Consider the following 22,045-nt stretch of genomic DNA (forward strand, 5'->3'; position numbering starts at 1 on the left):
ATTTAGCGTGAAAGGAATTCGTCTGATCAATCTAAAAAGATTCATGGGGTATTCACTTTTACGGGTAGGTAGTTGCGAAGGAGTCTTGTACAAATATTTTTGCGGCTAATGAGCCTCTCTACAGCAATGCCTAAAAGTAGTCATCAATAACTTTTTTATAAAGTAGCCAGTAACTTATCAATAGCTTGAAGTCAGTTTCAATCATTCTCGTATGTTATAACCAGGAGCAATTCGTCGCCGAGGCAATTGAATCAGTGTTTGAACAAAGCTACGGCAATATTCAGTTGATTATAGTTGATGATTGTAGCACGGACAATAGCCAGTATGTAATCAGAGAAGCAATCAAAGGGAGACCAGAAATTCAATTTATAGCCAACAGTGAAAATGCTGGAAACTGTGCCGCATTTAATTCGGGAATGGTGATGGCTACTGGAGAATTTATTATCGACTTAGCAGGTGACGATGTTTTGTTGGCAGACAGGGTATCAAAGCAAGTTGCTTTTTTTGAGTCTCTGTCTGACAAGTATGGTGTTATTTATTCAAACGCAAATTACATCAACGAGAAAGGTGCATTTTTGGGATGTCATTTCTCTTCACGTATTGTTCCTCCGCAGGGTGATATATACAAAGAGTTGATCTCTACCTACTTTATCGCTCCCCCCACTATGATGTTCCGGAAGCAGGTAATTGATGATCTTGGTGGATATGATGAACAGCTCGCCTATGAAGACTTCGATTTTTGGGTAAGGTCGGCCAGGAAGTATAAGTATGCCTATCAGCCTGAAGTGCTAACTTCGATCAGGAAGCATTCAAGCTCTCTGTCGACGGGGTGGTACAAAAAAGGAGACAGACAGCTGTATTCCACCTACCTGATTTGCCTGAAAATTCAGCAAATGAACCGGTCAGCAGAGGAAGATCAGGCACTTATTCGAAGGCTCAGGTACGAAATACGCCAGTCGGTGTTTAGTGCCAACCACAAAGAAGCCACCTTGTTTTTGGATTTGCTTAAGGGATATGGACGCCTCCCTTTGATTTACCTTATTTTGGAGCTTATCAACCGCAGTAAAATTGATTTTAGGTGGTTGCGAAACAGTTACCATTGGCTGCAAAGGCATTTATTTGCGCCAAAATCTCATTTCAAGTGATATCCGTGTAGTTCTTCGGTTTTTATTGATAGCCCCGCCATGGATCAGGTAGGGAGAAAACACCATCACATGGTTGATACCCGGGTTAGGCCGCTCAAGATTGATCGGAATTTGAGAGTCTATCACCCCTGGCACATTGAACTTCACGCCATTCATGACAGCTCCTTCCTTCGTTCGGGTAATTCTGTGTTCAGGCCACAAATGCGAGCCCGGAGCCAGCAATAGTGACGAGTTTTGATTGCTACCCACAAGCGGCACATAGATATTGATGGCACCCTTGTTTTCTGCCTGCCAGGCGTCACGGTGCAACGGATTGAAGTCTGGCTCCCCTGGCCTCACCACCCGAAAATGGAAAACTCTTTCTCCGTTCATGGGCTTGATAGACCTCACGGGTACCGACACTATCTCTGAGACAACCTCCTCAATTATTGACACATGAATAGGCAGATCATACCATTGCAGCAGTTTGGTTTGTTCGATTACTTTAAGGTGAAGATCATAATTGCTTTTTACCAGCTCGTGGTAATTGCTTGACTTGAAATTTGAGCTGACTTCGACACCTGCCCGGCTAAGGCACTTGCGGAATAGTTCTTCCATACCGCCATGAAATTGAAGGTAGGTGCCAGAAGGGAGGAACTTCTTTATTACATAGCCCTGTTTGTGCCAGTTTCTTCTTGAAGTAAGATCATCATCCAGCTTTGCCAGTACCTCATTCCTGCCAACAAAAGGCTCCCCTTCCACCTTGTAGTCAATTGATCCAAATCCTACTCTTGCCTTCATTTTTCTTAGTTATATCTTTTGCTCTTTTCTGGCTGTGCTACCGGCGATTGTCCTCGTCGTCGTACATCGACAGATAGCTGTTGTATCTGCTGGCCGGCACTTTTCCATTATTCAGTGCCTCAACTATGGCACACCCAGGCTCATGGGTATGAGTACAGTTATGGTACTTACATTGGCCAATGAGTTCCCGCATCTCAGGGAAATAATGGCTAAGCTCTTCCTCTTCAATTTCTGCCAAAGCCAGCTCCTTTATGCCCGGCGTATCAATTACAAAAGTATTTTTTTCAATTTCAAACATTTCGGCGAATGTCGTGGTATGGACGCCCTTGTTCGCAAAGTCAGACACTTCCTGCGTTTTTTGGGTGATATTGCCAGTGAGCTTATTCAAAAGGGTCGATTTTCCTACGCCTGAATGGCCTGAAAACAGCGATGTTTTTCCGTGCAGTACTTCTCTTAGCTTTTGAATATCCACGTCGTTAAATGACGACATTATGAGTGACGAATAACCTATCGATTTGTACGTGTTCACCATTTCTTCCACAAAACTGCGTGCCTCCTCGTCCCACAAGTCTTTTTTATTGAACAAAATAAGGGAAGGTATGCGGTAGGCTTCGGCAGTGACTAAAAATCTGTCGATAAAGCCTGTGGAAGTTTTTGGGTAAACGACGGAAGCAACCAGTACTGCCAGGTCGATATTAGAAGCCAGCAGGTGCCCATAGGCCAGTTTTTTGGGCGACTTTCTAATGATGTAGTTGTCTCGGGGGTAAATATCAGTAATAATATACTCGGTGTCAGAACTTGGTTCAACAAGTATTTCCACCCAGTCGCCAACCGTTACCGGGTTGGTCACCTTCTGCTTGTCCAGTTTGAATTTTCCCCGGAGTCGGCAGTTCACCACTTCTTTATTTTCCAGCAGCACTGAATACCACGAACCTGTCGACTTAATGACTCTGCCCTTCATGCTATTTAAGTTGTTTGGTGAGGTAGTCAACTATGGTGCTGGTGGCTCCAGTTTTGCTTTGCACGAAATCTCCCGCTGCCTTGCCTTTCTGCGTTCTTGATTCTGTGTTTTCCACCAGATCGGTGAGCACATTGGTAGCGTCGGCTGAGTTGCTTATTGGCAGCCCACCTCCCGAGTCGATAAGACCTGCGATTTCCGCAAACCTTGCATTTGATTCGCTGTCGCCCCAAAGAACTGGAATGCTAAAAGCTGCTGGTTCCAGTGTATTGTGAAGCCCTCCCCGAAAGCCTCCTCCCACAAAGGCAATTTCTCCATAACCATAAAGAGATGATAGCATCCCAATATTATCGATCAACAGAAGCCTGAAGTTGGCTGCTGTTTCAGCCGTCGCCTTCGAAAAACGGACAGAGGGGTGATTGAATTTCATTTCAATCCTGGACAGAAAATCTGACTCAATTTGGTGTGGGGCAATAATGATTTTGACTTTCTTGCCCAATGAGTTGAGGGCTGGAAAGAGTACTTTCATGTCACTTTCCCAGACACTTCCGAGCACAATGACCAACTCATCGTCTTTAAATGCTCTGGCTATCTCAATGTCCCTTGCTTGCTGCCTTATGGCGGTCACTCTGTCAAATCTTGTATCACCGGCTACGGTTATTTTGTCGATGTTGATACTTTCAAGCAATTGCTTGCTGGTTTCATTTTGCACAAAGAAGTGATCGAAATGGTAGAGCGACTCCCGAAGGAACTTGCCATAGCTTTTGAAGTAAATCTGGGCTTCCCAAAAAATAGATGAAATGGACAGTAGCGGAATGTTTCGGCTATGTGCCTGGTCGATATATTCTTTCCAAAACTCATACTTCACAAATACAGCCAGCGTGGGGTTGGTGAGGTCATAGAAACGCTTGACGTTTTCTGCAGACTCAATGGGCAGATAGCAGATATAGTCGACCATCGCATACCCTTTTCTGACCTCAAAGCCAGATGGTGAAAAGAAAGTGAGCAGAATCCTCACGTTTGGCAGCCTTCTTTTGAGTTCTTCAATTACGGGCCGTCCCTGCTCAAACTCTCCCAGTGAGGCGGCATGAAACCAAACAAGTGGCTCGCTGCTAGCAGGTAAATTATCTGCGAGGTTTTGAAACAAGTTCTTTCTTCCCTTATAGAAAAGGGCAGCTTTCGGGTTAACAACAGCAACAATTCTTATTAAAGCAAAGTATAACCAGGCCCCTGCTTTATAAAGGAAGTAGATCATGCCGCAAATTAAATAAAAAACGCACCACCATGCTGACCAACTTCGCTTCTTCGAAGGGAATGCAGATAGAAGCATTTTGGGCGGACTTTGTGCGCTCTCTTTTAAGTCAACGGGGGCTATGCAAAATAAATACCCACTTTAGGGGATTGATGCCAACGTCCGAAAAAGTCAATTTTGAGAACATTTTGATAAATCTTGAGATGAATTGATTAAAATTACATTTTAATAGGTTTGACTAAATAATGAACCAATCTAAATCGTATAGCGTATGAAGTCTGTTTTTACAAAAGTTTTTAGTTGTCTCGGGTTAGCCCTTTTTATTGTTGTGTTTTCTTCAAAGGAGTCAAAAGGTCAGGATTTCTCTGAAGTGTTGAAAGCGCAAGGCGATGATGCCGAAAAATTGCTGGAAAACTACGTAGGGCCCTTTTTTACCGGCTTTGGCGTAGGGATGGCCAATGGTTGGTACAACACTGCCGCTCCCCACAAATTTCCCGGTTTTGATTTGACTGTTTCCGTGAATTTGGCCTCAGTTCCGCAAGAAGGGCAGGTTTTTAAGTTCAATGCGTCCGACTACAGTTCTATTACTGGCGTGAGTCAAAATGGAGGCGCTGCCCAAAGCACTGCCGATGTGGAAACACTTTTCGGGCCAGGAGACACTGAATCAGAATTACAGTTAAGTTATCAAAGAGAATACCAGGGGCAGACCTATACGGTAAATAGCGCTGTTGAGCTACCTTCAGGGTTTGGGTTTCCTTATGTACCAACACCTGTGGCACAATTGGGCATAGGCTTGCCGAAAGGCACGGATTTGAAACTGAGGTTGATGCCAACTATTGCTTCAGAGGACTTTTCCATCAGCCTATTCGGTATTGGTGTCATGCATGACTTCAAACAATGGATTCCTGGAATGAAAGTGCTCCCTTTTGATGCCTCGGTACTTATTGGCTACACAAAGCTTAGTGCCGAAAACAGCTTTGCTGGTTCTGAAATCACTGATGACGGAACCGGGGAGATTTCAGTTAGCTCGCTGACTTACCAGATACTTGTATCGAAAAAGCTATCCATCCTTACTGTGTACGGCGGGTTTGGCGCCAATTCGATCAAGTCGAACTTGAAAATGTTGGGCACTTATACCATACAAGCCGAAGCTTCCAACGGTGCTGCTGCCGATATAGAATTGCAAGACCCCGTCGACTTGATGTTCAAGTCAGGCGGCGCAAGAGCCACCATCGGACTTCGTTTGAAACTGGCGATCCTCACTCTTCATGGTGACTACACCGTGCAGAAGTACAACACCCTAAGTGTTGGCGTTGGATTTAGCGTCAGATAATCAGATCAAAACGAATAAAAAAGGAAGGCCATCGAAACGTCGATGGCCTTCCTTTTTTATATTCTTCTGAAGCAGGATGACTAACGAAAGTCAATCACCTCAACGCCCTTGTGGGCAGCTATGTCGAACACAAACACCTTGTCGCTAAGTGTTGGCTGCTCAGTGAATTTCGTAATGGCGTAAGTGTATCTGTTACCCGATTTGTCGAAGATCTTAAAGCTGTTCAGGTTGTTGCCTGCGCTTGTTATATCCATCCTTATTTTGAAGTAGTTCAGGTTTTTATCGTCGGGAACCAAGTCCACAGTCTTTTTGGTGGCGGTGGTCATATCATCCACCATCATGTATTTGTAACCTGTTTTATACAAGTCAAAGATATTATTCAGGTTAATTTCAGCATCCCCTGGGCTGTAGGTATTGATTGTTACCTCGTTCACTTCGCCAAGGTACGTCCATACGGTTTCGCCATCATTGATGATTTCCTGCCCCTCGAGCTCAAGCTTAAACTTTGCTCCTTTTACGGTGATTTTGCCCACAAACTGCTCGTTAAGTCCTTCCTGAGGATTCTCAAGCGTATAAGTAAAATCGGCAGTGAAGGCTGGTACCTTGCGGTACTTATTACTCATGGCGTCAAGAACTTCTCTTGCAGCCGGGTCTTGCTGTGCGTAAACAAAAGTGGTGAATACTAATGCTAATAAACTCAATACTCCTTTTAATGTCATTGCTTCTTTTTTTAAAACTATCATTTCCAACTTGTAAAACTACATCTTTTATCTCACCAATCTTTCAATAAAATTCGAATGCTTCAGATTGCGAAGGTCAGGTAGCAGTTGTCCAAGTTTGGTGCCAAGTTTAATTATCAAGCCCTTTAAGGATGAATTCCAGCTCCATTTCGTCTTTTACCAACACTTCTCTCGCCTTGCTGCCTTCAAATGGCCCTACTATTCCGGCTGCTTCCAACTGGTCGATGAGTCTTCCCGCCCTGTTGTAGCCGAGTTTCATTTTTCTTTGAATCAGGGAAGTGCTGCCCTGCTGGTGCATAACTATAAGCTTGGCTGCCTCGTCAAACAAGGCATCCCGGTCCGATAGATCCACTTCGCCCACTCCGCTTTCGCCGCCCTCGTCTCCATCAAATTCCGGAAGGATGTAGGCGGTGTCATAACCTCTTTGAGCTGCAATGAATTCGCACACCCTTTCTACCTCTGGCGTGTCAACAAAAGCGCATTGCAACCTGATGATGTCGCTTCCTGTAGACAGCAGCATATCGCCCATGCCCACCAGCTGATCTGCGCCGCCGGCGTCGAGAATGGTGCGGGAGTCAATTTTGGAGGCTACCCTGAAAGAAAGCCTTGCCGGGAAGTTCGCTTTGATCACACCAGTGATTACGTTCACTGAAGGGCGCTGCGTGGCTACCACCAGGTGAATGCCAATGGCCCTTGCCAACTGCGCAAGTCGTGCAATGGGCGTTTCTATCTCCTTCCCAGCTGTCATCATCAGGTCTGCTAATTCGTCAATCACCACCACGATGTAAGGAAGGAACCGGTGCCCCTTGGTCGGAAGCAGTTTTCTGTTAACAAACTTTCCATTGTATTCTTTGATGTTCCGGCAAGCGGCATCTTTCAGTAAATCGTAGCGCTGATCCATTTCGATACAAAGCGAGTTCAACGTGAAGATCACTTTCTTGGTATCGGTGATAATAGCTTCTTCGCTATTGGGCAGTTTCGCTAAAAAGTGCCGCTCGATGGTGTTGAATAGCGTTAATTCAACCTTTTTCGGATCGACCAGCACAAACTTGAGTTGAGACGGATGCTTTTTGTAGATCAGAGAGGTGAGCAGTACGTTGATACCCACCGACTTTCCCTGTCCCGTGGCTCCAGCCATCAGCATGTGAGGCATTTTGGCAAGGTCAAGAACAAAAACCTCGTTGGAGATGGTTTTTCCCAAAACGACGGGCAGCTCCTTGTCGCTTTTCATGAACTTCTCGGTCATGATCACCGACTTCATGTCCACCATTTCCCTGTTCTTGTTAGGCACTTCAATGCCTATGGTTCCTCTTCCCGGAATAGGGGCAATAATCCGTATTCCCAGAGCAGCCAGACTTAGCGCAATATCATCTTCCAGGTTCTTAATCTTCGAAATCTTCACCCCGGCGTCGGGCACTATTTCGTAGAGAGTAACTGTGGGGCCTATGGTCGCCTTGATGCTGGAAATGCCAATTTTGAAGTTGGTAAGGGTCTCTACAATCTTGTCCTTGTTGGCCTCCAGCTCTTCTTTTGTAACTTTTACCTTGTTGTCGGGGTAGTCGTTCAGCAGCTCAGGCGTTGGATACTTGTATTTTGGCAGGTCGAGAGTGGGGTCGTAGTTGGCCAGCTTTCCGTCAACTACCTCTTCCTCAACCTCCTCTACCTCAAGGGCCACGTCTTCAGCGACCGAAGGCTTGGGCGATGAACTGAGGATTTTTTTGAGGGCTTTGTCCACCTCCTGCTCAGCCTCCAAATCTTCCTCGTTGAGTAGCTCCAGCGGCACATTACCAGTGCTTTTTTCTTTTACCGGCGGCTCTTTGTCAAGGGCTAGCTCTATCGGCTCTTCGTTTTCTTTTCCGTTGACAGTCCAGCTTTCGAGCTCTTCTTCGTCGGAAACCTCTTCTGTTTCTTCCACAATTTCTCCCTCCCCAGCCTCATTTTCGACTACAGGAGCAGGAACTGTTTCAGTAAAAAGTTTAGTGATGTTGAAGAAATAGATGTTGAAAGCCAGAAATGCGAAAACCAAAAACAAGAAGGTGCCCCAGCCCATGAATTCGTTAAAAATCAGGGCCAGCTCGTAGCCGATGCCGCCGCTAAGGAATCCGTATTCCGAAATCTCATTACTGGAAAGCAAAAAGAAGCCCAGCAGGAGGCTTGTCCAAAAGATGAAGAACAAAGAGAACGAAAGTACCCGAAAGGGGGGGAGCAGGTATTTGCCAAATAGTATTTTGAACCCCACGATGAATAGAAACGGGGGAACCAGCAGGCACGCAATACCAAACCACTTGAAAATAAAGAAGTGTGAGGTGACTGCCCCGAGAAGCCCCAGCCAGTTTTTAATTTCTGAGCCGGAAGCTCTGATGCCCGTGTCCATGAACGACTCGACCACACTTTGGTCGGCCTTGCCCGAAAACAAGTAGGAGAAAAATGATACAAATAGAAATATGGAAAGAATGAGCAAAAAGAAGCCGAAAACGAGGTGGGTTCTTTTGTCCTTGAAAAAATTGGGAAGGGGCGTGCTCTCCTTCTTTGGTTCTTCTTTTTTGTAATTATTTGTTTTGAAAGTGTTTTTTGCCATGTAGGAGGTTCTCCCAGGATGTATGAATAAGCCTCAAAAATAGTGATACCTCTTCAGCAATTCAACGAAAGGCTCAGGAGTTTCTTGTAGCTGCCTTCGACAGTAATTATTAGCTTTCTGCAGAAAGCTTTGCAAAGATCAAAGCTGTTTTAGAATATTTTTCACAATGGCCGGGCCTTCGTAAATAAAGCCAGAGTACACCTGCACAAGTGATGCACCAGCGTCAAGTTTCTCCTTCGCATCGGCGGCTGTAGAGATGCCACCCACGCCAATAATGGGAATACTTCCTCCGGTCTTTTCGTGCAGGTAGCGAATAACTTCGGTGGATCTTGATTTCAGAATCTTTCCACTGAGACCACCTGCGCCAATTTGTTCTACCTTTTGGCGGTCAGTAACAAGGCCATCTCTGCTGATAGTGGTGTTGGTGGCAATAATGCCAGCAATGCCGGTTTCCGTGACAATTTCCACTACGTCATCCAACTGGCTGTTGGTCAAATCGGGAGCAATTTTCAGCAGAATAGGCTTAGGTGCTGGCTTGGAAAGGTTCACCGTTTGCAAGCTGGATAGCAGCTCTTTTAGAGGCTCCTTTTCCTGTAGCGCCCTGAGGTTGGGCGTATTGGGCGAGCTTACATTCACTACGAAATAGTCGACCACATCAAATAGCTTCAGGAAGTTGAGCACGTAGTCGTCGACAGCTTTCTCATTCGGGGTCACTTTGTTTTTGCCAATATTGCCGCCAACAATTACCCTAGACTTTCTTTGGCGAAGCCTTGCCACCGCAGCGTCTACTCCCTGGTTGTTGAACCCCATGCGGTTAATTAGAGACTCATCTTCAGGCAACCTGAAAAGCCGTGGTTTCGGGTTTCCGTCCTGCGCTTTTGGCGTCAATGTACCGATTTCAATAAAGCCAAACCCCAGAGCATCCAGGCTGTCGATCCACCTGGCATCTTTGTCGAACCCAGCGGCCAGGCCCACCGGATTGGGGAATTTGATACCAAAGACTTCCTTTTCAAGTGTCGGTCGATTGTAGCGAAAGAGTGTAGACATCAGCCACTTTCCGCCAGGTATTTTGCAAGCCAGCGAAAGCAAATCCATGGCGAGATAGTGCGCTTTTTCAGGGGAAAGGAGGAAAAAGAGGGGCTTAATAAGGGCTTTGTACATTCAACGATATTTATAGGCAAAGAAAACAACAAAGCATTAATCCACCAATTTTAACTCCTCGGATGGTACTGCGTAATCACCTGCCTCAGATAGTCCCGGTCAAGATGGGTATAGATTTCCGTGGTGGTGATCGACTCGTGTCCCAACATTTCCTGCACAGCTCTCAGGTCGGCACCGCCTTCGATCAGGTGGGTAGCAAAAGAATGACGGAAGGTGTGCGGGCTGATTTTCTTTTTTAGCCCAATTTTCGCTGCCAGGTCTTTGATGACCATAAACACCATTACCCTGCTGAGCTTCGAGCCCCGTCTGTTTAAAAACACAAAGCTCTCATTGCCGGGTTTGATGGGAATATGCACTCGTACCTCATTCATGTACATAGTCAGGTACTTTTTTGAATCGGAGCCAAGCGGAACCAGCCTCTCTTTACTCCCCTTACCAAGCACCCTCAGGAAATCCACATCCAAAAACACGTTTTCCCTTTTGAGACCTACTAATTCCGACACCCTGAGACCCGACCCGTAGAGCGTTTCCAGAATGGTTCGGTTTCGCATGCCCTCGGGGGTCGAGAGGTCAATGGCCGCCAGAAGCTGCTCTATTTCGTTGTAATCAAGGGTGTCGGGTAGCTTACGCCCCAATTTCGGCGATTCAATAAGCGCCATCGGGTCTTTCTGTATATCACCCTCATTCAGCAGAAACCGGAAGTAGGCCTTGAGGCCGGAGATGATTCGTGCCTGCGAATGGGCTGCCAGGCCAAGTTCATTCACATGTTCCAGAAAGTCGTGGATGTGTTTTGGCTTTACTTCTTCGGGGCTCAGCGAAAGTCCTTTGATTTCCATAAACTGTGCAAACAGGCGCACATCGTGGAGGTAGGCGTCGATAGAATTCTGAGCCAGAGAGCGCTCCAGTTTCAGGTAATTTTTAAATTGCTTAATGTAGAGTTCCCAGGCCATAGGCAGTAAATTTAGGAGAATTGTACTTGCCAATAGTCAAGGAACATTTACTTTACGAAATATTTAGATAACACAGGCTTAAGGTATGCAAATAAGTATCGTTAACGGACCCAATCTGAACCTACTGGGAGTGCGTGAGAAAAGCATTTATGGTGCTCAGTCGTTTGAAACCTATTTCGAAGAACTCAAGAAAGCATTTCCGTCTGTCGATTTGCAGTATTTTCAGTCGAACCACGAAGGGGAGCTGATCGACTATTTGCATAAAATTGGTTTTTCGCAAAAAGGCGTTGTGCTCAATGCGGGTGCTTTTACGCATACCTCGGTGGCGCTTGCTGATGCTATTGCCGCCATCGAAACGCCGGTTTTGGAGGTTCACATCTCCAATATTTATGCCCGTGAGGCTTTTCGCCATCATAGCTATCTGACAAAGAATTGTGTTGGCATCATCAGTGGATTGGGGCTAACCGGCTACAAACTAGGAGTTCAATACCTGCTTGATAATAAATGAGTCGCATCTCTTTCTATCCGGGACCGTCGAGGGTCAATGCAAAGGTAACTGAGTACTTCTATGATGCTTACATGGAAGGAATCCTGTCCGAAAACCATCGGAGTGCTGCCTTTATGAAGCTCTTCAAAAAGACAAAGAAGTTGCTGAAGCAGAAGCTCGATGTTCCTGAAGACTATGAGATCGTTTTCACCTCGTCGGCTACGGAATGCTGGGAGATTATTGCGCAGAGCTTGACAGCAAAAGCCAGTTTTCATGTATATAACGGAGCGTTTGGTAATAAATGGTGTGAATATGCCGGAAAGCTTGGTGTTGAAACCCATGCCGCTTCATTTGACATAGAAGATGCTGTCCCGATAAAACTACTTTCCGTTCCTGAAGAGGTGGATGTTGTATGCGTCACTCAAAACGAAACCTCCAACGGCACGCAGGTAAGCGACGTAGAGTTGACAATCCTGCGGAGGCAATTCGCTGACAGGCTCATTGCTGTGGATGCCACGTCCAGCATGGCGGCCACAACCCTGCCTTTCAAAATGGCCGATGTTTGGTTTGCTTCTGTGCAAAAGGGATTCGGTCTGCCCTCAGGCATGGGAATTATGATTCTATCGCCAGCCGCCGTTGCAAAGGCTGAGAAATTGAATGAGAATGATCATTACAACAGTCTTCTCTTTTCTATTGTCAATAGCAGAAAGGATCAGACGCCCTACACACCCAATATTTTAGGCATTTATCTGCTCTACCGGCTGATGGAAGACAGAAGGCCTATTGAAGAAATTAACCGAAAAGTCAAAAACAGATTTCTCGACTGGATGGATTTTCTGAACAAGTTCGACTCATGGACACCGCTGGTAGAGAATGAATCGGTACGTTCTACCACCGTCATTCCGCTGAAAGCTGAGCCTTCGGTGATAAAAGAGCTACTGGAGAAGGCCTCTGATGCAGGGTTTACTTTAGGAAGTGGCTACGGTGAGTGGAAAGAAGACACGATACGAATTGCCAACTTTCCATCTATCAAGAAAAAAGAAATCCAATCGCTTCGGTTTTTCCTCAAGAAAAACTTTGATTAGCTGATTCAGAGAGCAAAATTTGCGCTCCCAATTTTTCAAAAGGAAAATGTTCAGCTTCAAAGAAATTCTTTCTGTTTCTCTCATCCTCTTTTCTGTCATCGACATTCTGGGTAGCATTCCCATCATTGTGTCGCTCAGGCAGAAGGTGGGCCATATACAGTCAGAAAAAGCTACATTGGCTTCAGGAGTTTTGATGATCGTTTTTCTCTTTCTGGGAGAGAAAATTCTTGGCCTTTTTGGCGTTGATATCAGTTCATTTGCTATTGCCGGAGCGCTGGTGATTTTCATTATTGGTTTGGAAATGATACTTGGGGTAGAGTTCTTTAAGCACGAGCAAATAGAGGGAGGAGCTACATCCAGCTCCATTGTGCCCATTGCTTTTCCCCTTATTGCCGGGGCAGGCACCATGACAACCCTTCTTTCCCTTAGGGCCGAGTACTCGCTGCCGAATATTCTGGTGGGCATTGTGGTCAACCTGCTGTTCGTTTATCTGGTGTTAAAAACTACCAACTGGCTCGAACGTAAACTGGGCAAAGCCGGGCTCAACATCCTTCGGAAGGTATTTGGAATCATCTTGCTTTCGATAGCCATCAAACTGATTAAAACCAATCTGCTGACATGAAGGTAATCATGTACACCGACGGCGCAGCGAAAGGCAATCCCGGCCCGGGTGGCTACGGCACTGTGTTGCTGCACAAAGACCTCAGGAAGGAGCTAAGTGAAGGTTACAGGCTTACTACGAACAACAGAATGGAGCTGCTGGCTGTCATCAGAGGGCTGCAGGCGCTCAAAAGGCCGGGCGTGCAGGTGGATGTATACTCCGACTCACAGTATGTGGTGAACTCTGTGGAAAAAGGCTGGCTGGCAGGCTGGGTGAGGAAAGGGTTCAAGGGAAAGAAAAATCAGGACCTTTGGGAGGAGTACTTAAAAGCTTCATCACCTCACAAAGTGAAGTTTCACTGGGTGAAGGGCCATGCAGGTAACGTAGAGAATGAGAGATGTGATCAGCTAGCAGTGCAAAGCGCTGAAGCTCCGCACTTACTAGTTGACCAAGGATTCGAGGATTCTACTACTTAAACTTACGACTACTAAAGTTTCTTGATTCTGATAAATTCCAGAGCCTCCTCGAAGCTGCTCTTGTTCAGTTTTAAGCTTAGCTCTCTCTTCAGTGTTTCGATAGTGTCTGATGAAAGGCCTGTTTTTGAGCACAATTGCTGTGCGTTGTATCCTTTGGCCGATAGCTCCAAAATAGTCGACTCATCAGTTGTGAGCCATTGTGATGCAGCCCTCAGGTTGCTTTCCAGTCTTAAATTTTCAATGATCAGTTCCTCGATAAGTGAGGCCATTTCATGCTCTGAGAACATATCGCTCAGGATGTCGTTCTCGTCCAGATCAATATAAAAGTCTTCGTGGCCCACTTTCAAATAGATATATTTTTTGTCATCGTCTTCTTTTTCTACCAAACGAGCTTCAAACATTCCTTTTCTCTTGTAATTGGTAATCAGCCCTATTACAGATGAGCTTTTAAGATCATCCGCAATTGGTTTATCATTGTTGGTTTCAGGTTGCATTGCCTCACGGGGTTAGAAGTTAGTGGTTCGACATTTTCAGAAACCCCAATGATTGCTCAGGTCATTTTTTCGGACGTTTTACTTTTTCTCAGTATCGCTCCCGAACAGGATTTCCGCTGTCGTTTTTGTACGTATCGAAGTACCCAAGAATAACACGGACTTCTATACCTATTTTTAGGTATTTTTAACGCCAGAAATCGTATTAGCCTTCCAAATGGCAATTTTTACAGACTGCAAATGAACGTGTCACTGGAAGATGAGAGATTTTGACGGCGATATTGTATGGGAAATAACTTTTTTCAATTCAAGCAATTCAGGATCAACCAGGAGGGCGCAGCCATGAAGGTGAGCACTGAGGGCTGCCTGCTGGGGGCTATCGCTACCTGCGGCAACGATGCCAGCGTGCTGGACATTGGCTCCGGCACGGGCCTGCTGGCTTTAATGATCGCTCAACGAACGAATGGTAAAATAACGTCGGTTGAAGCTGACGAGGAGGCAGCTGCCCAGGCGCTTCGGAATGTGGAAGGCAGTCGGTGGAGTGAAAGAGTGAGTATAGTCAACAGTACCATTCAGGTGTTTGCAGAACAAACGAAGGACCGTTTCGACTTGATCGTTTCCAATCCGCCATTTTACACCAACTACCTGCCATCCGATGATGTGAGAAGAAAGCTGGCGATGCATACCTACAGCCTTTCGATGGAGGATCTTGCCGGCGTTGTGAGTAAGTTGCTAAAGCCGGAAGGAAGATTCTACGTGATCTATCCTGCCTACGAGGCAGGGCTGTTTGCCCAAACGGCTAAATCAAAAGGGCTGCACCCGTTGGAAAACCACATCATCAGGAACAAGGAGGGTGGCTCGATATTCAGAATGATCACTTGCTATGGGCAAACTGAAGCCAAAACAACGCAAAGTGAACTGGTGATACGAGACGACTCGAACGCCTATACCGCAGCCTTTGAAAAGCTGCTGGCGCCTTATTACCTGAATTTATGACAGTTTCTATCCTTTGGCGGTCTCCATCAAGTCTATTTCCCTTTCGTTGAATTCGAACCCCATGGCTTCCAGTTCTTTCAGTACCGGCTTGTAGATTTCTCTTTTCGTAGGTATTTGCACACCGCTCAGTTTGAACTCACCATTCAAAATCATCTTAGCGCCAATGCCAAGCGGCAACCCAACTGTTTTGGCCATAGCCGTATCGTTGGCATTGTCACCCATTACCACCATGTACGACTGGATTTCCCTGGCCTGGTCGCCTTCTTTGAAATCAAACTTATGCCACATCACGATCATGTCCTTCTCGTCTTTGCGGGGCGTCCACTTTTTCTTCAGAATATGCTCCAGGATTTGTGCCGGAGTGCCTTCTTTTAATCCAACTAACTCATCATCGAACAGACCCAGCCACTTCAGCTTGTACATTTCTTCCGACTCCATGTCAATATTCAGATAATGGGCTAGTTTCAATTCTACGGAATCATGTGGATTGAAATACAGGAAGGAGTTGATAAACTGCCGGTGTGTCATTTCGTCGACTCTCTCCATTTTAAAGGAGTCGTCGGTGGCTCCGAGTTGAATGAAGATGTCCCAGGCCTTACAGAACCCAGGCCTGCGCAACGTGCCCCGATAAAGGGTTTGGATGTCCTGAAGCTCATAGGAGTCGACATACTTCAGTGAGTCTCTGTTGGCGTATCCTTCAAAATAGCCATGTCCGGGTATGTGGATGACTTCCGTGCGCCTGAACACCTTGTGATAGGGGATGTACTTGAAGCGCCCTTCCTGAATGAATTTCACAATGCCTTGCCCTGCCAACACCACGTTGCGGGGGTTCCAGGTGAACTTGTACTGCCAGGGGTTATCCTCGGTGGAGGGGGCCAGCAGCCCTCCGGTGAAGGTTTCGAACGCATGGAGTTTGTAGCCTTTGTCCTTGATCCGGTCAAGCACCTTCATGGCCGACATATGGTCGAGGCCAGGGTCGAGGCCCATTTCCATGACGCAAATGGCTCCTTTGGCTTTGAATTTTTCATCAAGCGCTTTGATTTCGTCGGTAACATACGACGCCGTAATCATGTTGATGCCATGATCTGCACACACTTCAGCCACGTGGATATGGAACTTGGCGGGAAGCATAGAAATGACCAGGTCGGATTTGGTTATTTCTTTGGTTTTCTGCTCCTGGTTAAAAATATCAAAAGAAATTACCTGTACGTTTTCAGCTGAGCCAAACTTTTCACTCAGGAAACCAACGTCGAGATCGCCGATGCAAAGCTGCCAGTTGTTTTCTTTCAGGAGGCTAATGAGATAGTTGATTAAAGAGAAGGAAGATCTTCCTGCTCCGACTAACAGTATGCGCTTCGTCATGTATATTTTTGGGTTAAATCGCTCGAAAATTAGCCGATTTGGTGGAGGCTTTAAAACTTTTTCAACAATAAATCAGTATAATGCTGTCCATCGAATATGTATACATGAGCAGAACGGGTAAAGTAGAAATCGATTATACAATCGTGCCATTAAATGAGCTGGGCAAAGAAGAGGCTGCACTAGTGAAAAGCGCCTTGCAGGCACGCTTCACTGCACACGCACCGTATTCCAACTTTCAGGTGGGGGCGGCGGCATTGCTGGCTGATGGTACTGTCGTGGCCGGTTCCAATCAGGAAAATCGTTCCTTTCCTGCAGGGCTTTGCGCTGAGAGGGTTTGCCTCTATCATGCTTCCTCCAATTACCCCGACACACCTATTGAAATGCTGGCTGTTGTCGCTTTTCCGGCAAAGTCGGAAGTGGCTGAGCCGGCTCACCCGTGTGGAGGCTGCCGGCAGGTGATGATGGAAATGCAGCACAAGCAACGTCGTCCGTTCAAGCTGCTACTCCTGTACCCCAACGATGAAGTGCTGGTGCTCGAAAAAGCCAGTGATTTGATGCCGTTTCCTTTCGAATCCGAAATTTGATCACGACTCCCTGTGCACCATGGTGGCGCTCGCCTGGGCGGTCGGGAATAGCACGATGTCGCTTAGCAGCACATGAGGAGGCCGGGTAACCACGTACTTGATAACATCCGCCACATCGTCTCCTGTTAAAGGCTTCATGCCTTTGTAAACCTGTTTGGCTTTTTCTTCGTCGCCTTTGAAGCGAACCAGCGAAAATTCAGTTTCCACAAGGCCAGGGTGAATGCCCGTTACTCTAATTCCATAGGGGTTCAGATCTAGTCGCATTCCGTTCGTGATGGCATCAACGGCATGCTTGCTGGCACAATACACATTGCCTTTGGGATACACCTCTTTCCCGGCAATTGACCCAATGTTTACAATAAAACCCGACTTTTTTTCTACCATACCAGGGATGATGGCTTTGCTTACATAAAGCAGCCCTTTCACATTGATGTCAATCATGTCGTCCCAATCCTGCGTGCTGCCCTCATGAATAACATCCATGCCGTGCGCATTGCCGGCATTATTGATAAGCACATCAATATCTTTCCAGTTAGATGGCAGCGACTCAATGGCCTGGTTCACGGCCCGCTGATCTCTTACGTCGAAGCTCAGTACGTGCACATCAGTTTCGGTTCGCAGGTTGTGCGCCAGCTCCTCCAGCTTGTCTCTTCGCCTTCCGCAAATGATCAGGTAAAACTGGTCGGCAAGGTAGTGAGCGGTTGATTTTCCAATGCCTGACGTGGCACCTGTGATGAGGGCAATTTTTTTCATGGAGCTAAAATGCTTTGGTGAGTAAACAGCAGCAATTAAAGATATCGTGACCTAAACTTCAACCAAATGGTGCATAGCCTGCCACAAACAGTGGACAAATAGTCGCTGAAAGTTGAGAATGGTCATCGGCGGAATTAAGATGGACCGCCTTCGAAGGTGATGTAAAGGGTCAGGTTGTGAGGTGAAACCCGCTTTAGCGGATCGTTGTACTTGTTGACGTCGTTAGTCAGGATATTGGAGATTCCCCAGGAGTAGCGGATTTCAGGAGCGAACTTGAACAGCGGGTAGTAGAGGTCGAAGCCAACACCTGCCTCCAGCGCCACAGAAGTGCTTTTCGTAAGCAAACGCTCGCTGGCGTCAGCTTTGTCGTCTTTTCCACGGGCCTCAATGGTGGGAGTAATGCCGCCTATCAGGTACATGCCAATATTATCTCTCCTTACCGACCGGTATTTGAGTAGCATAGGCAACTCCACTGTGGTGGCGTCAATCAGCTGCTCCAGCGTGTTTCCCGTCACCGACCGATACAATAGTTTGTTTTCGTAGAAGCCTACTGTAATCAAAAAACGAAAGTCGAGGTATTGCAGCACCCTCATGTTGGAGATAAAGCCAATTTTGAAACCACCGAGGCTGTGCGGAACGATAGAATGGAGCGTATCGTCGTCAGCAAAGGCATCGGAATATTGAATCGCATATCGGGAACTGTGCAGGCCCATGCCAAATCCGTAATGAAGAAACTTTTCTGTGTAGTTGGGTAGATTGATAACAGTGCTGTGCTGCGCTATGGATGGCGAAGCAAGGCCAAGCAGCAAAACGATTGTTGCTACTTGATGCCGGTATAAATGGAGCAAATGCCGAAGGTTTGTGGTTTGCATATTGTTTTTTTGAACCCAACCCGATCCAGTATGTTAGTAAAAAGCACCCCGTCGGGAAACGCTTTTACCGACTCGGGAAGGTATGTATATGCCGCCCGGTCTTTAGAAATCATTCTGCCGATAATAGGCAATATGTACTTAAAATAAAAGCTATAAAGCTGCTTCATAGGAAAGCGGGTGGGTTTTGAAAACTCCAGCACCACCACTTTTCCTCCTGGTTTCAGCACCCTCCACATATCGGCCAATCCTTTTTCCAGGTTTTCGAAGTTCCTTACCCCAAAGGCAACGATGACGGCATCGAAGGTATTGTCATCGAAGAGCAACTTTTCTGAATCGCCCATCTGAAGTTCGACTTTATCTTCCAGCTTCATGCGGGCAATTTTTTTCTTGCCCATGGCCAGCATGCCTTCCGAAATGTCGACGCCAATTACTTTGTCGGGTTTCAATGAAAGGGCTTCAATAGCGAAATCACCTGTGCCCGTCGCAATGTCGAGTATTTGCTTTGGCTTGATCTCTTTGAGCTCCCGAACAGCTTTTTTTCTCCAAACGATATCGATGCCAAGGCTGAGGAAGTGATTGAGGAAATCGTACCGGCGGCTAATGTTGTTGAACATTTCAGCCACCTGAGCTTTCTTGCTTCCTTCCTTTTCTTTGTAGGGTACTACGGTCATCTAGTGCAAATAATTGTCAATAAAACCAGTAAAAGCGCAATGAATGAGGGAACTGGTGTGCGAAACTTTTCGCAAGTATACTGCAAACCTTGCGTTTTTAAAATTTGTTCTCGGCAGGGTTTGTATCTTTGCCAAAATTTCAAAAAATGCGGATTGATACAGCCACTTTTCTGGCAAGCTATGCCAACGTTAATACCTGCCCCGAATCCGAGCTGCCGGAGTATGCTTTCATTGGGCGCAGTAATGTCGGCAAGTCGTCGCTCATCAACATGCTGACCAACCACAGCAAGTTGGCCAAAACATCGTCAAAACCAGGAAAGACCCAGTTGCTCAACCAATTCCTGATCAACGATTCGTGGCTGCTGATGGACATGCCGGGCTATGGATGGGCCAAAGTAAGTAAGACAGAAAAGGCCAAATGGGAGATCATGAACCAGCAATACTTGCTGGAGAGAAAAAACCTGTGCAACCTGTTTGTGCTTATCGATTCGAGGATTCCTCCCCAGAAAATTGACCTTGAGTTTCTTAACTGGGCGGGAGAGAACGAAATTCCCTTGTCGATTGTGTTCACAAAAGCCGACAAGCAATCAAAAAACCATACCCAGTCTTCGGTGGCGGCCTTTATGAGGGAATTGAAGAAGTATTGGATTTTTCTGCCTCCATCCTTCGTGACTTCTGCTGAAGACAAGCGGGGAAAGGAAGAATTACTCGGCTATATAGAAGAAGCCAATGGGCTTTTTATGCAAAAAAATGATTAAGCGTTGAATGGTGAGATTAAAATATCTAAAATTGCGCCCACAAACTGACAAATATGGAGTTTAAAGAAATTGCAACAGTATCTGGCAAAGGCGGACTTTTCAAAGTACTTAACCCTACCCGCTCAGGCGTCATACTGGAATCGTTAGATGAGAAGAAGTCCAAGCTGATAGTCAACGCTAACTCCAAAGTGTCTATCCTTCACGAAATCTCTATTTACACCACCGACAATGAAGGCACGGTGGCGTTGGAGGACGTGATGCGCAAGGTGCACAAGGAATTTGCCGGGGACACAGGTCTTACCAAAAACTCTGATAACGAAGAGCTGAAGTCGTTTCTGAAGCACGTGTTGCCCACTTACGATGCCGACAGGGTATACGTGTCCGACATTAAAAAGCTGGTGAACTGGTACAGCATTTTGGTGGAAGTAGCACCTGAGGTTTTTGACGAGCCCAAGGAAGAGGTGAAGGAAGAAAAGCCTGCCAAGGCAAAGGCACCTAAAGAAGCGGCTGCCAAAAAAGCTCCTGCTGCCAAGGCCGCTGAAAAGCAACCTAAAGAAGAAAAACCCAAGGCCAAGCCCGCTGCCAAAAAGAAGTCCGCAGACAAGTAATGGTCGAACGTGATCTAGCCAACAGGACACTGGAGTTGCTGAACAAGCATTTCGAGGTGCCTGAAAGCATTGAGAACACCGCAGCTGATGATGAAGGCAAAGCCAGGAGTCTGCTTGTAGAAGTGCTGACTCCTGTCGTTCGCCGAATGCTCGACCAATCGTTTGAACAACTGCTAAACATCCTCTACCGGATCGACCTGTCCGAACCTAAAGTCATATCGTTGCTGGAAGAGAGCGCACCCGAACAGGTGGCGGGCAACCTTACCGCTGCCATTGTCGATCGGCAGCTGGAGAAAATTAAACTACGGGAGAAGTATCGGCAGTCGCCAGATTGAACGACTCTGCCATTTCCATCATTTCGCTGGATCCGATAAAAAAGGGTGTTCTCTGGTGAAGTTCGTTGGGCAGTAAGTCAAGAATTCGTGTCCCTTTTCCGTTTGTAGCTTTTCCGCCCGCCTGCTCAATAATATAGGCCAGCGCATTGCATTCGTAAAGCAATCTCAATTTCCCATTGGGCGCTTTCGGAGTGGCCGGGTAGATGTAAATGCCACCTTTCAGCATGTTTCGGTGAAAGTCGCCGACTAACGAGCCGATGTAACGGGCCGTAAGTTGTTGCTCCTTGCAGTGCTGAATATACTGCCGAACGCCATCGTCGAAAAGCTGGCTGGGCCCCTCGTTGATGGAGTAGATGCTGCCGGTAGTTGGGGTTTTCATGTTGGGGTGCGACAGAAAGAACTCTCCCAGCGACGGATCGTAAGTAAATCCATTCACGCCATGCCCTGTGCTGTACACCAGCATGGTAGAAGAGCCATAGAGCAAGTAGCCCGCAGCCACCTGGTCGTCGCCTTTTTGCAGCACATCCTCCCGCAGGGCGGGGCCGCCCACCGGTGATAATCTTCGGTAAACCGAAAAAATAGTACCAATGGACACATTGACGTCGATGTTGGAAGAGCCGTCGAGCGGATCGATGGCCACAATGTAGCGACCATGCGGATTGTTAAGGTCGATGATGCCGTCGTCTTCTTCCGACACAATGGCGCACACCTCGCCGCCATTTCTCAGCGCTCTTTTGAAACGGATATTGGCAATGACATCAAGCTTTTGTTGATTTTCACCCTGGATGTTCTGCTCACCTACAGAGCCTCCTAAGTCCACCAGGCCGGCACGGCTGATCTCTCTATTGATGATTTTGCCTGCCAGCCCGATGTCTCTCAGAATTTGGGATAACTCCCCGGTAGCAAAAGAAAATTCGTCTTGTTTGTTTTTAATAAAACGATCAAGCGTGGTGCCAACGGGTTGGCCCAATTTACTTTTGTCTACCATCCGCTCGAGCTTTGGGTTAATGTCTAAAACAGGCCTAAAACTACATCTAAATCGATTGCACCAGCAAGAAAACCACTGGAA

24 protein-coding genes are annotated in these 22,045 nt (G+C 46.6%); 11 read left to right on the forward strand and 13 right to left on the reverse strand.

Annotated features, from left to right (window positions below):
* Window positions 1-185: 185 nt before the first annotated feature.
* Window positions 186-1,145 (forward strand): glycosyltransferase family 2 protein, encoded by a 960-nt coding sequence (locus tag RT717_RS05750; protein ID WP_317490783.1) that lies wholly within the window; start codon window positions 186-188, stop codon window positions 1,143-1,145.
* Here RT717_RS05750 and RT717_RS05755 read toward each other — a convergent pair.
* The 3 genes from RT717_RS05755 to RT717_RS05765 are packed head-to-tail and all read right to left on the reverse strand — an operon-like array spanning window position 1,116 to window position 4,138.
* Window positions 1,116-1,925, reverse strand: coding sequence for a phytanoyl-CoA dioxygenase family protein (locus RT717_RS05755; RefSeq protein ID WP_317490784.1), 810 nt, complete (start codon window positions 1,923-1,925; stop codon window positions 1,116-1,118). The two genes, RT717_RS05750 and RT717_RS05755, sit on opposite strands and share 30 nt — an antisense overlap.
* A gap of 37 nt (window positions 1,926-1,962) precedes the next feature.
* Window positions 1,963-2,886 carry a ribosome small subunit-dependent GTPase A gene (rsgA, locus tag RT717_RS05760; RefSeq protein WP_317490785.1) on the reverse strand — a complete coding sequence of 308 codons (924 nt, stop codon included), beginning with the start codon at window positions 2,884-2,886 and terminating at the stop codon, window positions 1,963-1,965.
* 1 nt (window position 2,887) lies between these two features.
* Window positions 2,888-4,138, reverse strand: a complete 1,251-nt coding sequence (locus tag RT717_RS05765; RefSeq protein WP_317490786.1) for a 3-deoxy-D-manno-octulosonic acid transferase — start codon at window positions 4,136-4,138, stop codon at window positions 2,888-2,890.
* Window positions 4,139-4,406: 268 nt separating this feature from the next.
* Here RT717_RS05765 and RT717_RS05770 point away from each other — a divergent pair, with 268 nt between their 5' ends.
* Window positions 4,407-5,468, forward strand: a complete 1,062-nt coding sequence (locus tag RT717_RS05770; protein WP_317490787.1) for a DUF6588 family protein — start codon at window positions 4,407-4,409, stop codon at window positions 5,466-5,468.
* 80 nt (window positions 5,469-5,548) lie between these two features.
* Here RT717_RS05770 and RT717_RS05775 read toward each other — a convergent pair whose 3' ends face one another.
* From RT717_RS05775 to xerD, 4 genes are all read right to left on the reverse strand, one after another.
* A complete protein-coding gene (locus RT717_RS05775) occupies window positions 5,549-6,187 on the reverse strand; it encodes a LolA family protein (protein WP_317490788.1) in 639 nt (212 codons plus the stop codon).
* 130 nt (window positions 6,188-6,317) lie between these two features.
* The gene (locus RT717_RS05780; RefSeq protein ID WP_317490789.1) at window positions 6,318-8,786 is read right to left on the reverse strand and encodes an FtsK/SpoIIIE family DNA translocase; all 2,469 of its coding nucleotides are present in this window, start codon (window positions 8,784-8,786) and stop codon (window positions 6,318-6,320) included.
* A gap of 138 nt (window positions 8,787-8,924) precedes the next feature.
* Window positions 8,925-9,947 carry a quinone-dependent dihydroorotate dehydrogenase gene (locus RT717_RS05785; protein ID WP_317490790.1) on the reverse strand — a complete coding sequence of 341 codons (1,023 nt, stop codon included), beginning with the start codon at window positions 9,945-9,947 and terminating at the stop codon, window positions 8,925-8,927.
* A 50-nt stretch (window positions 9,948-9,997) separates the two neighbouring features.
* Window positions 9,998-10,897: a site-specific tyrosine recombinase XerD gene (xerD, locus tag RT717_RS05790; protein ID WP_317490791.1), complete on the reverse strand. Its 900-nt coding sequence runs from the start codon at window positions 10,895-10,897 to the stop codon at window positions 9,998-10,000.
* An 85-nt stretch (window positions 10,898-10,982) separates the two neighbouring features.
* On the opposite strand from xerD, the gene aroQ reads away from it, so the two are divergent.
* The 4 genes from aroQ to rnhA are packed head-to-tail and all read left to right on the forward strand — an operon-like array spanning window position 10,983 to window position 13,546.
* Window positions 10,983-11,405 (forward strand): type II 3-dehydroquinate dehydratase, encoded by a 423-nt coding sequence (aroQ, locus tag RT717_RS05795; protein ID WP_317490792.1) that lies wholly within the window; start codon window positions 10,983-10,985, stop codon window positions 11,403-11,405.
* Window positions 11,402-12,469 carry an aminotransferase class V-fold PLP-dependent enzyme gene (locus RT717_RS05800; protein ID WP_317490793.1) on the forward strand — a complete coding sequence of 356 codons (1,068 nt, stop codon included), beginning with the start codon at window positions 11,402-11,404 and terminating at the stop codon, window positions 12,467-12,469. Before aroQ ends, RT717_RS05800 begins: the two co-directional genes overlap by 4 nt.
* A 46-nt stretch (window positions 12,470-12,515) precedes the next feature.
* On the forward strand, window positions 12,516-13,091 hold the full coding sequence (locus RT717_RS05805) for a MarC family protein (protein ID WP_317490794.1): 576 nt from the start codon (window positions 12,516-12,518) through the stop codon (window positions 13,089-13,091).
* Window positions 13,088-13,546: a ribonuclease HI gene (gene rnhA, locus RT717_RS05810; protein ID WP_317490795.1), complete on the forward strand. Its 459-nt coding sequence runs from the start codon at window positions 13,088-13,090 to the stop codon at window positions 13,544-13,546. Before RT717_RS05805 ends, rnhA begins: the two co-directional genes overlap by 4 nt.
* Before the next feature lie 11 nt (window positions 13,547-13,557).
* Here the strand turns inward: rnhA and RT717_RS05815 are convergent, their stop codons facing one another.
* Complete coding sequence (locus tag RT717_RS05815; protein WP_317490796.1) at window positions 13,558-14,040, reverse strand: helix-turn-helix transcriptional regulator; 483 nt, start codon at window positions 14,038-14,040, stop codon at window positions 13,558-13,560.
* Between the two features lie 282 nt (window positions 14,041-14,322).
* Between RT717_RS05815 and RT717_RS05820 the strand changes: the two genes are divergently transcribed.
* Window positions 14,323-15,033, forward strand: coding sequence for a tRNA1(Val) (adenine(37)-N6)-methyltransferase (locus tag RT717_RS05820; RefSeq protein WP_317490797.1), 711 nt, complete (start codon window positions 14,323-14,325; stop codon window positions 15,031-15,033).
* 6 nt (window positions 15,034-15,039) lie between these two features.
* Here RT717_RS05820 and RT717_RS05825 read toward each other — a convergent pair whose 3' ends face one another.
* Complete coding sequence (locus tag RT717_RS05825; RefSeq protein ID WP_317490798.1) at window positions 15,040-16,395, reverse strand: saccharopine dehydrogenase family protein; 1,356 nt, start codon at window positions 16,393-16,395, stop codon at window positions 15,040-15,042.
* 80 nt (window positions 16,396-16,475) lie between these two features.
* Between RT717_RS05825 and RT717_RS05830 the strand changes: the two genes are divergently transcribed.
* A complete protein-coding gene (locus RT717_RS05830) occupies window positions 16,476-16,979 on the forward strand; it encodes a cytidine deaminase (RefSeq protein WP_317490799.1) in 504 nt (167 codons plus the stop codon).
* On the opposite strand, the gene RT717_RS05835 is transcribed toward RT717_RS05830, so the two are convergent.
* The 3 genes from RT717_RS05835 to ubiE all read right to left on the reverse strand — a co-directional run bounded on the left by RT717_RS05835 (window position 16,980) and on the right by ubiE (window position 19,275).
* Window positions 16,980-17,732, reverse strand: coding sequence for an SDR family NAD(P)-dependent oxidoreductase (locus RT717_RS05835; RefSeq protein ID WP_317490800.1), 753 nt, complete (start codon window positions 17,730-17,732; stop codon window positions 16,980-16,982).
* A 134-nt stretch (window positions 17,733-17,866) separates the two neighbouring features.
* Entirely contained in the window at window positions 17,867-18,604 is a 738-nt protein-coding gene (gene porT, locus RT717_RS05840; protein WP_317490801.1) for a type IX secretion/gliding motility protein PorT/SprT, read from the reverse strand.
* Window positions 18,553-19,275 carry a bifunctional demethylmenaquinone methyltransferase/2-methoxy-6-polyprenyl-1,4-benzoquinol methylase UbiE gene (gene ubiE, locus RT717_RS05845; RefSeq protein WP_317490802.1) on the reverse strand — a complete coding sequence of 241 codons (723 nt, stop codon included), beginning with the start codon at window positions 19,273-19,275 and terminating at the stop codon, window positions 18,553-18,555. The genes porT and ubiE overlap by 52 nt, the downstream gene beginning before the upstream one ends.
* 146 nt (window positions 19,276-19,421) lie before the next feature.
* Here ubiE and yihA point away from each other — a divergent pair, with 146 nt between their 5' ends.
* From yihA to RT717_RS05860, 3 genes are read left to right on the forward strand one after another with little or no spacing between them, the layout of a single operon-like run.
* Window positions 19,422-20,033, forward strand: a complete 612-nt coding sequence (gene yihA / locus RT717_RS05850) for a ribosome biogenesis GTP-binding protein YihA/YsxC (RefSeq protein ID WP_317490803.1) — start codon at window positions 19,422-19,424, stop codon at window positions 20,031-20,033.
* Window positions 20,034-20,086: 53 nt separating this feature from the next.
* Window positions 20,087-20,641, forward strand: coding sequence for a DUF5606 family protein (locus tag RT717_RS05855; RefSeq protein ID WP_317490804.1), 555 nt, complete (start codon window positions 20,087-20,089; stop codon window positions 20,639-20,641).
* Entirely contained in the window at window positions 20,641-20,976 is a 336-nt protein-coding gene (locus RT717_RS05860; protein WP_317490805.1) for a hypothetical protein, read from the forward strand. The genes RT717_RS05855 and RT717_RS05860 overlap by 1 nt, the downstream gene beginning before the upstream one ends.
* Here RT717_RS05860 and fbp read toward each other — a convergent pair.
* Window positions 20,939-21,964, reverse strand: coding sequence for a class 1 fructose-bisphosphatase (gene fbp, locus RT717_RS05865; protein WP_317490806.1), 1,026 nt, complete (start codon window positions 21,962-21,964; stop codon window positions 20,939-20,941). The genes RT717_RS05860 and fbp overlap by 38 nt on opposite strands.
* Between the last annotated feature and the right edge of the window lie 81 nt (window positions 21,965-22,045).

It is taken from the genome of Imperialibacter roseus (genome assembly GCF_032999765.1).
GTDB lineage: Bacteria > Bacteroidota > Bacteroidia > Cytophagales > Cyclobacteriaceae > Imperialibacter > Imperialibacter roseus.